The following is a 16,437-nucleotide window of genomic DNA, read 5'->3' on the forward strand; positions in this document are numbered from 1 at the left end:
GTGAGGCAGGTATCCTACTGGGCCATGGGCACATCTCTCAAAGCTGATCTGGGAGCCGACATCTTCGGCTCCGTCTGCGTAGCAATGGTCACGCCGTTTGATTCCGACGGCGAACTTGACGTTGCGGCAGGCCGCGATCTCGCTGCCCACTTGGTAGAACAAGGAATCGACGCACTAGTGCTCGCAGGCACAACGGGCGAATCCCCAACAACCACCGACGAAGAAAAGGTCGCGCTGCTAAAGGCAGTGCGCGAAGAGGTAGGGGGCAACGCCCGCATCATCGCAGGCGCGGGGTCCAACGACACCCGCCACGCGGTGGAAATGGCGAAAGCGGCCGCGGAGGCCGGCGCTGACGGCCTGTTGGTTGTCACGCCGTACTACTCCAAGCCGTCTCAGGCAGGGGTGGAGGCGCACTTCCGCGCAGTCGCGGAAGCAACCGATCTCCCGGTCTGCCTGTACGACATCCCCGGCCGCTCCGGCATCCCGATCGATTCCGACACCATCCGCAGGCTTGCGGAAGTGGACACGATCAAGGCAATGAAGGACGCGAAGGGCGACATGCTCGAAGCGTCTACCTTGATCCAGGAGACCGGGCTGGCCTGGTACTCGGGCGACGATCCGTTGAACCTGCCGTGGCTCGCCCTCGGCGCGACCGGAATGATCTCCGTGGTTGGGCATGCCGCACCGAAGGCACTGCGTGAACTAGTGACTGCATACGAGAACGGCGATCTCGCCCGCGCACGGGAAATCAACGCCAACACACTCAACGTGCTCGCACGCCAACAAGGCGCGCTGGGCGGCGTGACATTTGCAAAGGCAGCTCTGCGACTGCAGGGCATCGAAGTAGGAGACCCGCGCCTGCCCGTCGCCGCGGCGACGGACGAGCAGGTCGAGCGGCTCCGCGAAGAAATGACACAGGCTGGAGTCCTATAAATATGAATGAACCCCGCAACCGCGCACGCAAGGTGACGCGCAAGGCCGGGCCGCCGGAGGCAAACGAACAGCAGCCGGTTTTCCAGGCACCGAGCGACGCCCCTGCGAACGGCGGCGGCAACGACGCGCCAGTTGAGCGCGACGGTGGAAACAACGGCCGTGACGGCGGCAACCGCGACGACAACGGCGGCCGCAACGGCGGCAACAACCGTGGCGGCGGAAACGGTGGTAATAACCGTGGCGGCAGCAACCGCAACCGCCGTCGCCGTGGCCGCGGCAATGGTGGCAACGGTGGGGGCCAGGGCGGCGGCCGCCGCAACCCCATGAAGTCCATGCAGGGTGCCGATCTGACCAAGCGCCTGCCCGCACCGCCGAAGCCGGCGAAGGACACGCTGCGCATCTACGCGCTCGGCGGCATCTCCGAGATCGGGCGCAACATGACGGTCTTCGAGTACAACGGCCGCCTGCTCATCGTGGACTGCGGCGTGCTGTTTCCGAACTCCGATGAGCCGGGCGTGGACCTGGTGCTGCCGGACTTCGGCCCGATTGAAAACAAGCTGGACAAGATCGACGCACTCGTGGTCACGCACGGCCACGAGGACCACATCGGCGCGATCCCGTGGCTGCTGAAGCTGCGCAGCGATATCCCGATCTACTCGTCCAAGTTCACCAACGCGCTGATCAAGGCGAAGACGCAGGAGCACCGCCAGCGTCCGAAGCTCAACGACGTGAACAAGGATTCCGAGGTCACCGTCGGCCCGTTCCGTCTGCGCTTCTGGCACGTCAACCACTCCATCCCGGAGTGCCTGGGTGTCTCCATCAAGACCGGCGCCGGCCACGTTGTGATGACCGGCGACGTGAAGGTGGACCAGACGCCGTACGACGGCAAGCCGACGGACATCCCGGCGCTTTCCCGCCTCGGCGACGAGGGCATCGACCTGTTCATGTGCGATTCCACCAACGCCACCATTCCGGGCATTTCCGCCTCGGAGGCCGGCATCGAGGAGACGCTGACCCGCCTAGTGTCGAATGCCCGCCAGCGTGTGGTCATCGCGTCGTTCGCCTCTAACGTGGCGCGCGTGCAGATGGCGATTAACGCCGCAGTGGCCAACAACCGCAAGGTGGCCTTCAACGGCCGCTCCATGCTGCGCAACATGGAGATTGCGGAGAAGATGAACCTGCTCAAGGCGCCGAAGGGCACGATCATCCCGATCGAGGAAGCCGCGAAAATGGCGCCGCACAAGACGGTGCTGATCACCACCGGTACCCAGGGCGAGCCGATGGCTGCGCTGTCGCGCATGTCCCGCCGTGAGCACCGCCAGATCACCATCCACGACGGCGACACGATCATCCTGTCCTCCTCGCTCATCCCGGGCAACGAGGAGGCGGTGTTCGCGGTGATCAACAACCTCGCGCAGATCGGCGCGAACGTGATCACCAACGCCGAGGCGCACGTCCACGCGTCCGGCCACGGCTACGCAGGCGAGCTGCTCGCGCTGTACAACGCGGCGCGCCCGCGCAACGCGATGCCGGTGCACGGCGAGTGGCGTCACATGCGTGCCAACAAGGAGCTGGCAATCTCCACCGGCGTGAAGCCGAACAACACGGCGCTCGCCCAGAACGGTGTGGTTGTGGACATGCACAAGGGCAACATCAAGGTTGCCGGTCAGTACCAGGTGGGCCAGCTCTACGTCGACGGCACCACCATGGGTGACGTGGACCCGGACGTGCTGGCGGACCGTACCTCGCTGGCGTCCGGTGGCGTCGTGTCCATCACCTGTGTGATCGACGACCGCACCGGCCGTCTGCTGGAGGCGCCGCAGGTGTCCACCACGGGCTACAGCGACGACGACCGCGACTTCAACAAGAAGGTCGTCGAGGGTGTCGAGGCCGTCATGGGCGATCTGGCCGCCGAAGGCGAGAACGATGCGTTCCGCATGGTGCAGCAGATCCGCCGCAAGGTTTCCCGCGCGATTGAGCAGAACTACAAGCGTCAGCCGGTGATTCTGCCGACCGTGGTGCCGATGTCGTCGGAGAACCACATCGCCACCGAGGACGAGATCGCGTCCACCCGCGAATCCCGCTAAGCATTTGCTTATCGACGCCCCTTCGGCCCGCCCCGTGGCAGCCGAAGGGGCTAACGCTTTTCCAGGGCATTTCGATACAACGGGTATGAGACACCTCAACCGCACCACAGCAGCCGTCGTTCTTTCCGCTTCGCTTCTCTCCCCAGCAGCCGCCGCCGATGAGACCAGCTGGACCGGCGGGCACCCGCTCCCGCCGGGAACGCAGGTCCCGTTCGATCCCGGCTACGCCACCCAGTGGCGCAGCTACGACGTAGTGAAGTGGGGCGAGCCGAACTTCCGCAACCAGGACGCGCGGGGCGTTCGCGTGATCGGGCAGTTCAACCAGGATTCGATTCTGTGCCTGGAAAACGCGAAGTCCGGCATGTGGGGCTGCTACGTCGACGGCAAGGAGGCGACGGAGCTGGCCTACATGCCGTACGGCAAGGTTGTCACCACCGATCCGCTGGTCACCTTCTTCGCACCGGTGATCCGCTTCTTCCTGGGACTCCAGGCACGGCTGGGCCTGTCCAACCTCCTTGCGGGGTCCTCCCAGATCTAGGCGGAAACCGTACGGTTTCATAACAACCACGCAACAAGGGCTAGGCAGCTCTGAGACGGGTGTGCACAATGTGGCCCATGAAGACCGCTACGAAAACCGCCGCGGCACTGCTTGCCGCCACGGTGACACTTGTACCAACCGCTCATGCACAGGACGACGTTGACTGGACCGGCGGCCGACCGCTGCCGCCCGGTACTGAGGTTCCGTACGACCCTGGCTACGCGTCCGCGTGGAAACTCTACGACGTGATCCGTTTCGGTGACCCGAACTTCCGCAACATTAAGGTGCAGGGAGTGCGCGTGCTGGGCGCCTTCGAGGGCGACTCTGTCATGTGCCACATGAACGCCAAGGGCGGACGCAACGAGTGCTACAAGGATGGCAAGCAGGCAACCAAGCTCGGCTGGGGCCGCGGCGGCGAGGTGATCACCTTCGACCCGAAGATTGAGCAGTTCGCCCCGCAGATCAGGAGCTACCACGAGCTGGAGATGAAACTGTCCAGCGACTCCGGGGTGAGCCTTTCCAGCTAGGCTTGGGCGCATGTCTTTTGCGCAGAAAGAACGTGAACGCCTCGCCGAGCTGCTCCTTGAGGTCGGCCCCGATGCGCCGACGCTGAACGAGGGCTGGACCACCCGGGACCTTGCAGTCCACCTGCTCATCCGCGAGTCCAAGCCGGCGGCGGCCCCGGGAATCTTCGTGGATGCGCTGTCCGGCATCACCGAGAAGGAGACTGCGAAGCAGAAGGCCCGCCCGTACGAGGACGTCGTGCGCGAATGGGCTGCCGGCCCGCCGGTGTGGCTCAAGCCGCTCAACTCTGCGATGAACACGTCCGAGCACTTCATCCACCACGAGGACGTGCGCCGGGGCGGGGGAGTGGTGGAGCCGCGCGAATTCTCCCAAGTCATCAACGAGGAGCTCTTCGTGCTGGCGAAGCGCTTCGGCAAACTGACGCTGCGCAATGCGCCGGTGCCGGTGATCCTGACCCCGCCGACCATGCCGCCCGCGACCATCGGCGATAAGGCTGGGGTCGCCGAGCGCGGCGATAACGTGCTGCGTGTCGCTGGCGATCCGGGCGAGCTGCTGCTGTGGGTGTCCGGGCGCGACGCCGCCAAGATGGAGCTGACTGGTGCCGTGGAGGCGTTTGAGGGTTTCGAGATCAAGATGTGACCCTTGACTGCACGTCGCGGGTGTGGCGTGAGGTGTAAATGTGACTTAAGGCGTTAGAGTTACATGCATGTCTGTCAAAAACACCGCGCCGCGCTCGTCGCGGTCTTCAACGCGCCGTCCTACAGGCGGCACCCGCTATGGCGGTCCGGTGTCCATGACGCACCCGACGACATCGTCGAACGTGGCCGCTGAAACCGCGGATGAACGTGTGGGTTCCGCGTACAAGGTCGTCGGCCATTCGCTGAGCGCCGCCGCCCGGGGCGTCGGGTCGTTCTTCCGCCGCGACAAAGACGAGTCCGATTACGACGACACCGCCACACGCAGCCCCAGACGCAGCCGCGGCGATTGGGACGACGAATGGGAGGACGATTTCGAGATGCCAGAGGAGCGCACTGAAAGCTCCGCCAAAGACGAACGCCGAAGCCGCGAACTGCGACGGGAAAGCCGCTCCGTCGGCCACAGCACGTTTGAAACCCACGCCGACGCGTGGGGTTTAGTTCTCATTGGTCTGGCCGCCGTTATCGGCGGTTCGGTCTGGTTCGACGTGGCTGGTCCTGTGGGAGAGGTCATCTCCACCGGCACGCACTGGCTCATCGGCGCAGGCGCGCTTATCCTGCCTGTGATCCTCGTCGGCATCGCCATCGCGCTGATGCTCAACGTGCGCACCTCCGACGCAGTGCGCGCACGCGTCACGCTGGGCTTTTCGATTATCGCTATCGGCATGCTCGGGCTGATCCACGTCTTCGCCGGCAACCCGGCGTCGTGGGAGGAGCGCAAGCTCGCAGGCGGTGCGCTCGGCGCCTTCACCGGCGGCGTGCTCGCAGCAGGCTTCTCCTCGTTCGTCGCCATCCCGCTGCTTGGCCTGGTGATTCTCTACGGCGCGCTCAAGGCCACCGGCATCACCGTGCGCGAAGCCTACGACTACATCAAAGACCTGGTCACCCGCATGCTGTCCAACACGGACACACCCGACAACGAAGACCAGGACCCGTACAGCCACGTCGCCGAAGACCTGGACGACATCGCGGAAGGCCGTGAGCGCCGCACCACTCGCGCAGCTTCTCGACGTTCACGCGGCCGCACAGCCGACACCGAACGCCCGGACCGCCCGGCCCGCCCGACGCGGCGACCGTCGCTGCGCCGCCCCACTCCGATGGAAAGCTACCCGGCCGACGGCGACGACGAGCTGGACCTGTTCGACTTCGCCGACGAGGTCGAAGATAGCTTTGAACAGCCCGCAGCCGAGCCTGCCGACTCCGCAGAGACCGCCGTAGTCCAGCGCCCGGCGGCCGCAACGGCACCGGCACCCAAGCCAGCGGCACCCAAACCTGCAGCACCGAAGCCGCCCCAGCGCGACAACGAGACGAAGGTACTGCAGCGGGAAGCGCCGGAAGGTGAACGTCGAGAAGCAACTGCCCCCGACACCGTAGCAAGCTCGCGCGAGCAGATGGCGAAGGCGATCGCGGCGCGCAGCGGCATCGACGCCTCCAAGATCCCCGCGACCACCCCAAAGTCGGAGACCGAGCAGCCCGCGCCGAAGCAGGTGCGCAAGATCCCGCAGGGCGACTACCACCTGCCCAGCACGGACCTGCTGCTCGCGGGCAATGCGCCGAAGACGCGCACCGAGGCCAACGACCGCATGATCGAGGCGATCACCGACGTCTTCGAAGAGTTCAAGGTCAACGCCCAAGTCACCGGCTTCTCCCGCGGCCCGACAGTGACCCGCTACGAGGTGGAGCTTGGACCCGGTGTGAAGGTCTCCAAGATCACCAACCTGCAGTCCAACCTCGCCTACGCCGTAGCCACGGACAACGTGCGCCTACTCACCCCGATCCCCGGCAAATCCGCCGTGGGCATCGAGGTGCCCAACGCCGACCGCGAAATGGTGCGGCTGCGCGACGTGCTGGACTCGCCGAAGGTCTCCGCGCAGGACGACCCGATGCTCATCGGCCTGGGCAAAGACATCGAGGGCGACTTCATCGCTTCCTCGATTCAGAAGATGCCGCACCTTTTGGTCGCCGGTTCTACCGGCTCCGGTAAGTCCGCGTTTGTGAACTCGATGCTGATCTCGCTGCTCACGCGCGCGACGCCGGAGGAAGTCCGCCTGATCCTGGTGGACCCGAAGATGGTGGAGCTGACCCCGTACGAGGGCATCCCGCACCTGATCACGCCGATCATCACCCAGCCGAAGAAGGCCTCCGCCGCCCTGCAGTGGCTGGTGGAGGAGATGGAGCAGCGCTACATGGACATGAAGTCCGCGCGCGTGCGCCACATCAAGGATTTCAACCGCAAGGTCCGCTCCGGCGAACTGACCGCACCCCCGGGATCCGAGCGCGAGATGCGCCCGTACCCGTTCATTGTGTGCGTGGTGGACGAGCTTGCCGATCTGATGATGACAGCGCCGAAGGAGATCGAGGAATCCATCGTGCGCATCACCCAAAAGGCGCGTGCGGCGGGCATCCACCTGGTGCTGGCCACCCAGCGCCCGTCCGTGGACGTGGTCACCGGCCTGATCAAGACCAACGTGCCGTCGCGCCTCGCCTTCGCGACGTCCTCGCTGACCGACTCCCGCGTGATTTTGGACCAGGGCGGCGCCGAGAAACTCATCGGCATGGGCGACGGACTATTCATCCCGCAGGGCGCCGGCAAGCCGCAGCGCCTCCAGGGCGCGTTCGTCTCCGACGAAGAGATCCAGGCGGTCGTTGAGGCCGCGAAGGCGCAGCAGGACGAGCCTGACTACGTCGAGGGCGTCACCGAGGACAAGCAGGCCGAAGCCAAAGTCATCGACGACGACATCGGCAAAGACATGGACGACCTGCTCGAAGCCGTCGAGCTCGTGGTCACCTCCCAGCTCGGCTCGACCTCGATGCTGCAGCGCAAACTGCGCATCGGCTTCGCCAAGGCCGGCCGTCTGATGGACCTGATGGAATCCCGTGGCGTGGTCGGCCCGTCCGAAGGCTCCAAGGCCCGCGACGTGCTGGTCAAGCCCGAGGAGCTGGAGACCATCATCTGGATGATCAAGGGCGCGGACCCGGCCGAGGCACCGAAGGACGTCTCGCTTGACGACGGCGCCGACGACGCCGACGGTTCCGGTTCTGGCGCGGATGGCTCCGATGCCGGTGGCGACTCCGACACCCGCACCGTCACCGCGACGTACAACCCGACCGGCGGCGCGTTCTAGGCTGCGGCGCTGCGCGGTGGGGGATTCAGCTCCAAATCCAGCTACTAAGACCCAGCTAATAGCCCCTGAGAGACGAGTAGCTGGGTCCTAGTAGCTGGATCCTTTGCTTGGGTGGGAGAACGGGGATGCTCCGGGCGGCGAAAACGGCATGCCACCCCGCGTGGTGTAGTGTGTAACGCGCTTGGAGGGGAGTACCCCGGAAGTGTCCAGGATCGTCAGCACGGTGCCGTCGTAAGGCGATGGCCCCGGTCCGGACCGCCCACAGTGGTGGGGGAGACCTCCGGTCTTTTTCGCAACGCTGACCGGAGGCTTATTTATGCATGTGCCCCTTTACATTTGGCTGATCACCTCGGCTGTGATCCTGGGATTTTTCATCTTCGACTTCGTCTCGCATGTGCGCACCCCGCACGAGCCGACGATGAAGGAATCGGGCGGCTGGGCCCTGTTCTACATGTCCATGGCGTGCGTGTTCGGCGGGCTTGTCTGGTGGCTGTGGGATGCGGAGCACGCCGTGCAGTTCTTCACCGGCTACATCACCGAGTTGTCGCTGTCGGTGGATAACCTGTTCGTTTTCGCCCTGATTATGGGCTCGTTCAAGATCCCGCGCGCGTACCAGCAGAAGGTGCTGCTCATCGGCATCGTGATCGCGCTGATCTGTCGCCTACTGTTCATTCTGCTTGGCGCCGTGATCATCGAGGCGTGGTCGGATGTGTTCTACATCTTCGCCGCGTTCCTCATCTACACCGCCATCAAGCTGGTCTACGACGAGGTCACCGACCAGGAGGACCCGGACCCGAACGACATGTTCGTGGTGAAAACGCTGCGCAAAGTCATTCCGGTGACCAAGTCGTACCACTCCGACCGGCTTGTTTCGAAGACTCAGGCCGGCAAGAAGGCGGTCACCCCGCTGTTCGTGGCCCTGCTGTCCATCGGGTTCATCGACGTCATGTTCGCCTTCGACTCCATTCCGGCGATCTACGGCATCACCCAGGAATCCTTCCTTGTCTTCACCGCCAACGCGTTCGCGCTGCTTGGTTTGCGTCAGCTCTACTTCCTGCTCAACGGCCTGCTGGATAAGCTCGTGTACCTGCCGTACGGCCTGGCGGTGGTACTCGGCTTCATCGGTGTGAAACTGCTGCTGCACGCGCTGCACGAGAACAACCTGTCGTTCATCAACGGCGGCGAGGGCCTCAACGTGCCGGAGGTCGGCACCGTGGCCTCGCTGCTGGTCATCGTTGGCGTGCTTGTGGTCACCGCGGTTGCCTCGCTGATGAAGGACCGCGCGGACGTGAAGGCCGGCCGCCGGGATCCGGAGGAGGGCAAGTACCACATCGATTACGACGATCACGGCAACCGTCGCAAGGTGGACCGCGAAGGCCACCACGTCGAATGGATCGACGATCCGGCCACCTCCGGCAAGGGCGACCACACCGCCACTGGTTCGCGCGATACCGCCCACCTCGACGTCGCGCGCGGCGGCCGCAAGGGCTAAACCCCTAGCTGAAGATATTCATCACCGGGTTCCACTCCCGGATCTCGCGGGCGGCTAGGGCCCCTGCGACGGTGTAGGGGTCGCCGTCCAGGATGGCCGCCGCGTCCGTCTCGCTGGCGGTGTCCGGCAGCTGCAGGATGATCAGGGCCTGCTCGGCGCCCGCGAGCGGCCCGGAGCCGACGATCCGGCCCAGCGACAGCTGAGACGAGATGAATTCGCGGTGGGCGGGGCGTGTGTCGTCGACAAGCTTTTGCTCGCCGTAGGTGTACGTGGCTGCGAAATACTTCATGCAGGGCAGTCTAGGAGCGCGGCGCAGCATGGGTATGGTGGAGGTTGTGATGCAACCCGACAAGCAGTCGAATTGGAACCTCCCGAACATTTTGACCTCGTTGAGGATCCTGTTCATTCCCGTTTTTGCCTGGCTGGTGCTGTCTGAGCGCTGGTGGTGGGCGTTCGGGTTGTTCGTTGCGCTCATGATCACGGACAAGCTCGACGGCGACATCGCGCGCGCCCGTGGGCTGGTCACGGACTTCGGCAAAATCGCCGACCCGATCGCGGACAAGGCGCTGATGATCACCGCGCTGGTCACGCTGAACATCGCGAGCACGCTGCCGGTGTGGGTGACGGTGGTCATTGTGGCGCGTGAGCTGGGCATTACGGTGTGGCGCATGGTGATGCTGCGCCGTGGCAAGGTGGTGCCGGCGTCGAAGGGCGGCAAGCTCAAGACCGCGCTGCAAACCCTCGCCGTGGGGCTGTACCTGTGCCCGCTGCCTGCGTGGATGGACACTCCGACGTTCGTGGTGATGCTGTTGGCGGTTGCGGTCACTGTGGTCACGGGTGTGCAGTATTTGGTTGATGCAGGGAAGGTGAACAAGTGACTACTGCGCAATTGCTTATCGACGAGCTCCGCACCCGCCGCCAAACCATCGCCTTCTGCGAGTCGCTCACTGCCGGTCTCGCTTCGGCGACGTTGGCTGATGTGCCCGGTGCCTCGGATGTGTTGGTCGGCGGGCTGGTGACCTACTCGCCGGAGTTGAAGACATCGCTTGTGGACGTGCCCGCGGATCTGATCGAGCGCGAGGGCGTAGTCTCTGCCGCCGTCGCGCGCGAGATGGCGCGTGGGGCGCGGCGCGTGTGCGGTACCGACTGGGCGGTGGCGCTGACCGGTGTCGCGGGCCCCGACGGCCAGGACGGCGTACCCGCCGGCACCGTGTGGATCGGTCTGGCCGGGCCGAAATGGACCGCCTCGTCGCAGGCGGCGGATCTGCTCGATCCAGCAGTAGGCCAGTACGCGCTTATGCCGGGAGCTGCGGTGCCGGTGCGTGTGCTGTCGGGGCAGCGCAATGAGGTCCGCCGCCTGGCGGTGGAGGCCGCGCTGGTCGGTGCGCTGACGGGCGTGCGGGAACAAAACTAAACGGCGAGTCGTTGGAGAAAATGATGACCACTACTACTTTGCTCTACGACACCCCGGTAAACGTGCCGCTCGCCCCGGCCGATGTTGCCCCCGCCGCATCCCGCGAGCCGTTGTTCCGTGAGGCGCTCGGCATGTCGCTGCGTGCGTTCCGCGCGGACAAGGGCGTGACGCTGCGTGCGCTGGCAAAGGAAGCGCGAGTGTCCTCCGGCTACATCTCCGAGCTGGAGCGTGGCCGGAAGGAAGTTTCCTCCGAGCTGTTGGCCTCCCTGTGCGAGGCGTTGGGGACCACGGTCTCCGAGGTTTTGCTGGAGGCTGTGGCGAACATGTCGCTGCATTCGTTCACCGAAGAGCTGGAGCGCACCACGCCGGCCGCAGCGGAAGCGTAGCCGGCAATCCGCGACTACAGTGGTTGGCGTTTAACGCAATCTACTGACAGAAAGGTCACGGTGCTTTAGCCATGGCGAATCCCTTTACCAAGTTCTGGAACTACCTAATGGCGCTCTTCGACAACAAGATCGAAGAAAACGCAGACCCGAAGGTCCAGATCGAGCAGGCCATTAACGACGCACAGCGTCAGCACCAGGCACTGTCCCAGCAGGCGGCTGCCGTGATTGGCAACCAGCGCCAGCTGGAGATGCAGCTCAACCGCCGCCTGGAGGACGTCGAGAAGCTGCAGGCGAACGCTCGCCAGGCACTCCAGCTCGCCGACAAGGCACGCGGCGAGGGCAACGCCCAGAAGGCGCAGGAGTACGAAAACGCCGCCGAGGCATTCGCTGCACAGCTGGTTACCGCCGAGTCCGGCGTCGAGGACACCAAGCAGCTGCACGACCAGGCGCTGCAGCAGGCCGCGCAGGCAAAGCAGGCCGTCGAGCGCAACGCCGCGCACCTGCAGCAGCAGGTGGCTGAGCGCTCCAAGCTGCTGTCCCAGCTGGAGCAGGCGAAGATGCAGGAGAAGGTCTCGGAGACCATGCAGTCCATGAACTCGATCACCGCCTCCGGCCCGAACCTGGACCAGGTGCGCGACAAGATCGAGCGCCGTTACGCCAACGCACTCGGTGCCGCCGAGCTGGCGCAGAACTCCATCGAAGGCCGCATGGCTGAGGTCGAGCAGGCCGGCATCCAAATGGCGGGTCACGGCCGCCTGGAGCAGCTGCGCGCCGAGATGGCGGGCGAGCTGACCTCCGGCAACAAGCAGGCCATCGAGCAGGGCAATTCCGCACAGGGTGGCGCCGCCCAGGCTGGTGCCGCCGGTGCTTCTGGTGCTTCGAACCCGGTCGCTAACGATGTCTCCGACGACGCTGTCGCACAGCGCATGCGCGAGCTGCGCGGGGAGTAAGCGCGTAGCGCCGCAGACGCTTTCGAAACGCTTTCCGCCCGGTCCCTCTGATGCGGGGCCGGGCGGATTGTCGTTCTACAGCGGAGTGCGAGCGCAACCTCTCCACGGCTTCTCCTTGGCGTTTCCAGCTATCAGGATCCAGCTATCCGTCCCTCAGAGCCGAATAGCCGGGTCTTAGTAGCTGGATTTGGAAAAGGGGAGGGGTGGCTGCGCAGCTAATCCACGGCTCCGCGGGCCATCAGCGCCTCCCCAATCATCCGCGCGCGGCGCACGGACCGGATCACAAGTGGCGTGCCGAAGGCGCGAAGCGAGAAGCCGGATCCGCGGGCTTTGCGTGCGTCGAGCACTTCGTTGGCCGTGGCGAGCATGAGTGGGATAAGCCGGATGGTCAGCGCGATGGTCAGCGACGTCAGCTCGCCGGCGCGGCCGAGCGGGGCGAGGGCGCGGTCGAGGGCGTCCATGAGCGCCTCGACCGGGGTGGTCAGCGTGAGCAGGTTCGCCGCGGCGATGGTGGCGAGCAGACCGATCAGCAGCGTCAGCGCGGATTGCACGCCGTTTTGCCACACCATGAACACGCCCAGAAACAGCAACACGGGCAGTAGCGGCATGAGCTGGCGCCACGCCACCCGTGCGGGGATGCGCGCCCACACATAGAGCAAAGCGACGAGCCCGAGCGCGGCCGAAGCGTGCCACGGCTGGGTCGGCAGGGCGGTGACGGCGATGATGAAAACGACCAGCAGCACGAACTTCAGCGCCGCGCCTAGGCGGTGCAGCCACGTGTCGCCGGGTATGTAGACGCCTAGGGGGAGTTCGCGTATCACGGCTTAGCGTCCATTAGGTCGGTGTAGAAGGCGATGGCCTCGTCGGGGGCGCCGTCGTAGGCCAAGGCACCGTCGTCGATGACCAGTACGCGGTCGAATCCGCGCAGCATCTCCAGGTCGTGCGTGACAACGATGAGCTGCTGGTCCAGCGACATCAGCTCGCGCACGATGCGGCGGCGGTTGCGCAGGTCCAGCAGGGTGGTGGGTTCGTCGGCGATGATCGTGTCCGGCTCGATCACGAGCACGGAGGCGAGCGCCAGCATTTGCTTCTCGCCGCCGGAGAGGGTGTGCGGGGAGTGCTCCGCGCGGTCGGCAAGATCGAAGCGCTCGAGTGCGTCTGCCACGCGGCGTTTGACCTCCTCGCGCGGCAGCTTGAAGCGTCGCAGGGAAAACGCCACGTCGTCGGAAACGCGCGGCATGACAATTTGGGATTCGGCGTCGGAGAAGACAAAACCGACGCGTTTGCGGATCTCTTTGCCGCGTTTGTCGGGCGTGAGCCCGTCGTAAAGCACTTGCCCTGCTGTTGGCTCGATGAGGCCGTTGATCAGGCGCACGGTGGTGGATTTGCCGGAGCCGTTGGAGCCGATGATGCCGATGCGCTGCTCCGACAGGCTCACGGTGAGCGGCGCGAGGATTTGCTCGCCGTCATATGCGACGGCGGCGCCGCGGAACTCGATGAGGGGCATGGCGCCTACTTGCGGGCCCCGCGCAGATCCGGGAACGCCTGGTGCACCGCGAACGCGATGGCGATCATGAGCGCGACCTTGCCGGCGTCCGGCAGCAGGAACGGCACCTGCGCCGCCCAAGCTGCGCCGAAGGTCATTTCAGCGCGCCACATCAGGCCGAACACGCCGCAGAGGTACTGGAAAAACAGGCCCAGGTAGCCGGCGAGGATGAGGATTCCGATGCTCGCCGCTTTGTTCGAGCGGAACGGTGCGGTGTACGCGACCGCACCGGCGACGGCGGCGGAGACGAGGTAGCCGGCCAGGTACCCGACGGTCGGCCCGCCGAGGGCGGAAATCACGGTGCGGCCGCCCGCGAGCACCGGCAGCGCCAGACCCACCAGTAGGAAGATTGCGGCGGCGGAGAACCCGCGACGCCACCCCAGTACGAGGCCAGCGAGGATGACCGCGGCGTTCTGCAGCACAATGGGCACGCCGGCAGCGCCGACGGGAATGGACACGAAGCCCAGCACGATGATGATGGCGGCGAAGACCGCGATGAGCGCAATGTCCTGTGCCGTAGAGTTTTTCTTCATGCGCGGGAGTGTACCGCGGCGGGTGGCGTGTACTGTCGGGCGCATGCGTTTGACGGAGTTTCACCAGCTTGTGCAGGACGAATTCGGCTCGGAGCGTGCGCAGTGGATCATTCAGACCCAGGTGTTGCCCGGGTTTGAGCAGACGTCTGCACAGCTCATTGATGCCGGCGTGGACCCGCGCGATGCGTGGCGCGGGCTCTGCGACGCGTTCGATGTCCCGGCGGAGCGCCGCCTCGGGGTCGATCGCCCGGGCACTTAGGGGCCGTTGCTTATCGACGGCTCCGCTGCCCCGGCGTGTTGTTGAGTTTCGAACACGTTTGCGTGTATTCTCTGGCGTGTCGCCGTCGCGTTCTACAGTGTGCCGTGTTTTCCGCTTGGGAAAGATTTCTTCGCGTTCGAGGGAACCGAAGCGGTATGGCGATACGTCTAACTAAGAAACTGTGCACGCGACGCGCCCAGCGCCGCCGAATACTTGGAGGTAGAAACACCACATGGCAACGAAAAAGAAGTCCGCGGCTTCGGCCGGCAACGACCGCAAGAATGCGCTCGATGCAGCGCTGGCAATGATTGAGAAGGACTACGGCAAGGGCGCTGTCATGCGCTTGGGCGACGAGAACCGCCCGCCGATCCAGTCCATCTCTTCCGGCAACACTGCCATCGACGTCGCGCTCGGCATCGGTGGTTGGCCGCGCGGACGAATCGTGGAGATTTACGGGCCGGAGTCTTCCGGTAAGACCACCGTGGCGCTGCACGCGATCGCGGAGGCGCAGCGCGGCGGCGGCATCGCGGCGTTTATCGACGCGGAGCACGCCCTCGACCCGGATTACGCGCGCAAGCTCGGCGTGGACACCGACAACCTGCTGGTTTCCCAGCCGGACACCGGCGAGCAGGCGCTGGAGATTGCGGACATGCTTGTGCGCTCGGGCGCGATCGACATGATTGTGATTGACTCGGTGGCCGCACTGACACCGAAGGCCGAGATTGAGGGCGAGATGGGCGACAGCCACGTCGGCCTGCAGGCCCGCCTGATGTCCCAGGCGCTGCGCAAGATGACCGGTGCGCTGTACAACTCCGGCACCACCGCCATCTTCATTAACCAGCTGCGCGAGAAGATCGGCGTGATGTTCGGCTCCCCGGAGACCACCACTGGCGGTAAGGCGCTGAAGTTCTACGCGTCGGTGCGCTGCGATGTCCGCCGTATTCAGACGCTGAAGGACGGCCAGGACTCCATTGGCAACCGCACCAAGATGAAGGTGGTGAAGAACAAGGTCTCCCCGCCGTTCAAGATCGCCGAGTTCGACATCATGTACGGCGAGGGCATCTCGCGTGAGAGCTCGATCATCGACATGGGTGTGGAAAACGGCATCGTGAAAAAGTCCGGTTCCTGGTTCACCTACGAAGGCGACCAGCTCGGCCAGGGCAAGGAGAAGGCCCGCATCTTCCTGAAGGAGAACCCGGACCTGGCCAACGAGATCGAGGACAAGATCTTCCGCGCGCTCGGCGTGGGCAAGTACGCCAACGCGTCCGACGAGCTGACGGACGAGCCGGTGGATATGGTGCCGAACATCGACTTCGACGACGAGGACGACGTGGCTGCACCGGCAACCGCGGAGAAGTAGTTGACGGACGCGGACAAGGTTGCCCGGCTCCAGGCGGCGCTTGACGCCTACGAGCCGGGCACCGGTCTTTTCGACCGGACACACGAGGAGGCCTTGGCGCCCGTTCGCAAACGGGCGCTTGGCCTGCTGGATCAGCGTGCGCGCTCCCGCGCGGAGCTGCACGAGCGACTGGTCAAGGCCGAGTTCGAACCGCAGCTTGTGGACGAAGTCCTCGACGACCTGGCCGGCTCCGGCCTGATCAACGACGCGCAGTTCGCCCACGAGTGGGTGCGCCAGCGCGCCGCCCGCCGGGGCAAGTCCGCCCGTGCGCTGGACATGGAGCTGCGCGACAAGGGCGTCGGGGGAGCGGACCGCGCCGCGGCCTTGGAGCAGATCTCCGAGGAAGACGAGGAGCACACAGCCCGCGCGGTGGCGGAAAAGTCCGCGCGGAAGGTCAAAGCGGCTCCCGCAGACCGCGCCGAGTACGACAAGCATCTGCGCCGCGTCGTGGGTGCGTTGGCCCGGCGCGGCTTTGACCAGGGCATGGCGCTGCGCATCGCTCGAGAGGAGCTGGACGCGCGCATCGCCGCGTGCGCGGAGTAGGCCGAAACACTG

At 65.2% G+C, this 16,437-nt stretch carries 18 protein-coding genes; 14 read left to right on the forward strand and 4 right to left on the reverse strand.

The annotated features are described in order from the left end of the window. Positions 1–24: 24 nt before the first annotated feature. The 7 genes from dapA (at position 25) to QP996_RS01435 (ending at position 9,395) form a co-directional block, all read left to right on the forward strand. A complete protein-coding gene (gene dapA, locus QP996_RS01405; RefSeq protein WP_284870854.1) occupies positions 25–933 on the forward strand; it encodes a 4-hydroxy-tetrahydrodipicolinate synthase in 909 nt (302 codons plus the stop codon). Positions 934–935: 2 nt separating this feature from the next. Continuing rightward, positions 936–3,020: a ribonuclease J gene (locus QP996_RS01410; protein WP_284870855.1), complete on the forward strand. Its 2,085-nt coding sequence runs from the start codon at positions 936–938 to the stop codon at positions 3,018–3,020. Between the two features lie 85 nt (positions 3,021–3,105). After that, positions 3,106–3,558, forward strand: a complete 453-nt coding sequence (locus tag QP996_RS01415; RefSeq protein WP_284870856.1) for a hypothetical protein — start codon at positions 3,106–3,108, stop codon at positions 3,556–3,558. 77 nt (positions 3,559–3,635) lie between these two features. Further along, positions 3,636–4,085 carry a hypothetical protein gene (locus tag QP996_RS01420; protein WP_284870857.1) on the forward strand — a complete coding sequence of 150 codons (450 nt, stop codon included), beginning with the start codon at positions 3,636–3,638 and terminating at the stop codon, positions 4,083–4,085. Positions 4,086–4,095: 10 nt separating this feature from the next. Then, positions 4,096–4,722: a TIGR03085 family metal-binding protein gene (locus tag QP996_RS01425; protein WP_284870858.1), complete on the forward strand. Its 627-nt coding sequence runs from the start codon at positions 4,096–4,098 to the stop codon at positions 4,720–4,722. Positions 4,723–4,789: 67 nt separating this feature from the next. Continuing rightward, on the forward strand, positions 4,790–7,903 hold the full coding sequence (locus tag QP996_RS01430) for an FtsK/SpoIIIE family DNA translocase (RefSeq protein ID WP_284870859.1): 3,114 nt from the start codon (positions 4,790–4,792) through the stop codon (positions 7,901–7,903). A 316-nt stretch (positions 7,904–8,219) separates the two neighbouring features. Further along, positions 8,220–9,395 (forward strand): TerC family protein, encoded by a 1,176-nt coding sequence (locus QP996_RS01435; RefSeq protein ID WP_284870860.1) that lies wholly within the window; start codon positions 8,220–8,222, stop codon positions 9,393–9,395. 4 nt (positions 9,396–9,399) lie between these two features. Here the strand turns inward: QP996_RS01435 and QP996_RS01440 are convergent, their stop codons facing one another. Further along, a complete protein-coding gene (locus QP996_RS01440; RefSeq protein ID WP_284870861.1) occupies positions 9,400–9,684 on the reverse strand; it encodes a YciI family protein in 285 nt (94 codons plus the stop codon). A gap of 49 nt (positions 9,685–9,733) precedes the next feature. Between QP996_RS01440 and pgsA the strand changes: the two genes are divergently transcribed. The 4 genes from pgsA to QP996_RS01460 all read left to right on the forward strand — a co-directional run bounded on the left by pgsA (position 9,734) and on the right by QP996_RS01460 (position 12,145). Beyond that, positions 9,734–10,273, forward strand: a complete 540-nt coding sequence (gene pgsA / locus QP996_RS01445; RefSeq protein WP_081634444.1) for a CDP-diacylglycerol--glycerol-3-phosphate 3-phosphatidyltransferase — start codon at positions 9,734–9,736, stop codon at positions 10,271–10,273. Then, positions 10,270–10,809, forward strand: coding sequence for a CinA family protein (locus QP996_RS01450; protein ID WP_284870862.1), 540 nt, complete (start codon positions 10,270–10,272; stop codon positions 10,807–10,809). Before pgsA ends, QP996_RS01450 begins: the two co-directional genes overlap by 4 nt. Positions 10,810–10,832: 23 nt before the next feature. Then, positions 10,833–11,195 carry a helix-turn-helix domain-containing protein gene (locus tag QP996_RS01455; RefSeq protein ID WP_502870088.1) on the forward strand — a complete coding sequence of 121 codons (363 nt, stop codon included), beginning with the start codon at positions 10,833–10,835 and terminating at the stop codon, positions 11,193–11,195. Positions 11,196–11,266: 71 nt separating this feature from the next. Further along, positions 11,267–12,145 carry a PspA/IM30 family protein gene (locus QP996_RS01460; protein WP_284870864.1) on the forward strand — a complete coding sequence of 293 codons (879 nt, stop codon included), beginning with the start codon at positions 11,267–11,269 and terminating at the stop codon, positions 12,143–12,145. Between the two features lie 215 nt (positions 12,146–12,360). Here QP996_RS01460 and QP996_RS01465 read toward each other — a convergent pair whose 3' ends face one another. Genes QP996_RS01465 through QP996_RS01475 form a run of 3 tightly spaced genes read right to left on the reverse strand, consistent with a single transcriptional unit; the run spans position 12,361 to position 14,224 of the window. Further along, a complete protein-coding gene (locus tag QP996_RS01465; RefSeq protein ID WP_284870865.1) occupies positions 12,361–12,966 on the reverse strand; it encodes an energy-coupling factor transporter transmembrane component T family protein in 606 nt (201 codons plus the stop codon). Then, the gene (locus QP996_RS01470; protein WP_284870866.1) at positions 12,963–13,652 is read right to left on the reverse strand and encodes an energy-coupling factor ABC transporter ATP-binding protein; all 690 of its coding nucleotides are present in this window, start codon (positions 13,650–13,652) and stop codon (positions 12,963–12,965) included. The genes QP996_RS01465 and QP996_RS01470 overlap by 4 nt, the downstream gene beginning before the upstream one ends. 5 nt (positions 13,653–13,657) lie before the next feature. Further along, positions 13,658–14,224, reverse strand: coding sequence for a biotin transporter BioY (locus QP996_RS01475; RefSeq protein ID WP_284870867.1), 567 nt, complete (start codon positions 14,222–14,224; stop codon positions 13,658–13,660). A gap of 43 nt (positions 14,225–14,267) precedes the next feature. Between QP996_RS01475 and QP996_RS01480 the strand changes: the two genes are divergently transcribed. The 3 genes from QP996_RS01480 (at position 14,268) to recX (ending at position 16,425) form a co-directional block, all read left to right on the forward strand. Beyond that, positions 14,268–14,483: a DUF3046 domain-containing protein gene (locus QP996_RS01480; protein WP_239357380.1), complete on the forward strand. Its 216-nt coding sequence runs from the start codon at positions 14,268–14,270 to the stop codon at positions 14,481–14,483. A gap of 232 nt (positions 14,484–14,715) precedes the next feature. Then, on the forward strand, positions 14,716–15,843 hold the full coding sequence (recA, locus tag QP996_RS01485) for a recombinase RecA (protein ID WP_239357377.1): 1,128 nt from the start codon (positions 14,716–14,718) through the stop codon (positions 15,841–15,843). After that, positions 15,844–16,425 (forward strand): recombination regulator RecX, encoded by a 582-nt coding sequence (recX, locus tag QP996_RS01490; protein ID WP_284870868.1) that lies wholly within the window; start codon positions 15,844–15,846, stop codon positions 16,423–16,425. It begins immediately after the preceding gene. The last annotated feature ends 12 nt before the right edge of the window (positions 16,426–16,437 follow it).

It is taken from the genome of Corynebacterium sp. MSK008 (genome assembly GCF_030232585.1).
Lineage (GTDB): Bacteria > Actinomycetota > Actinomycetes > Mycobacteriales > Mycobacteriaceae > Corynebacterium.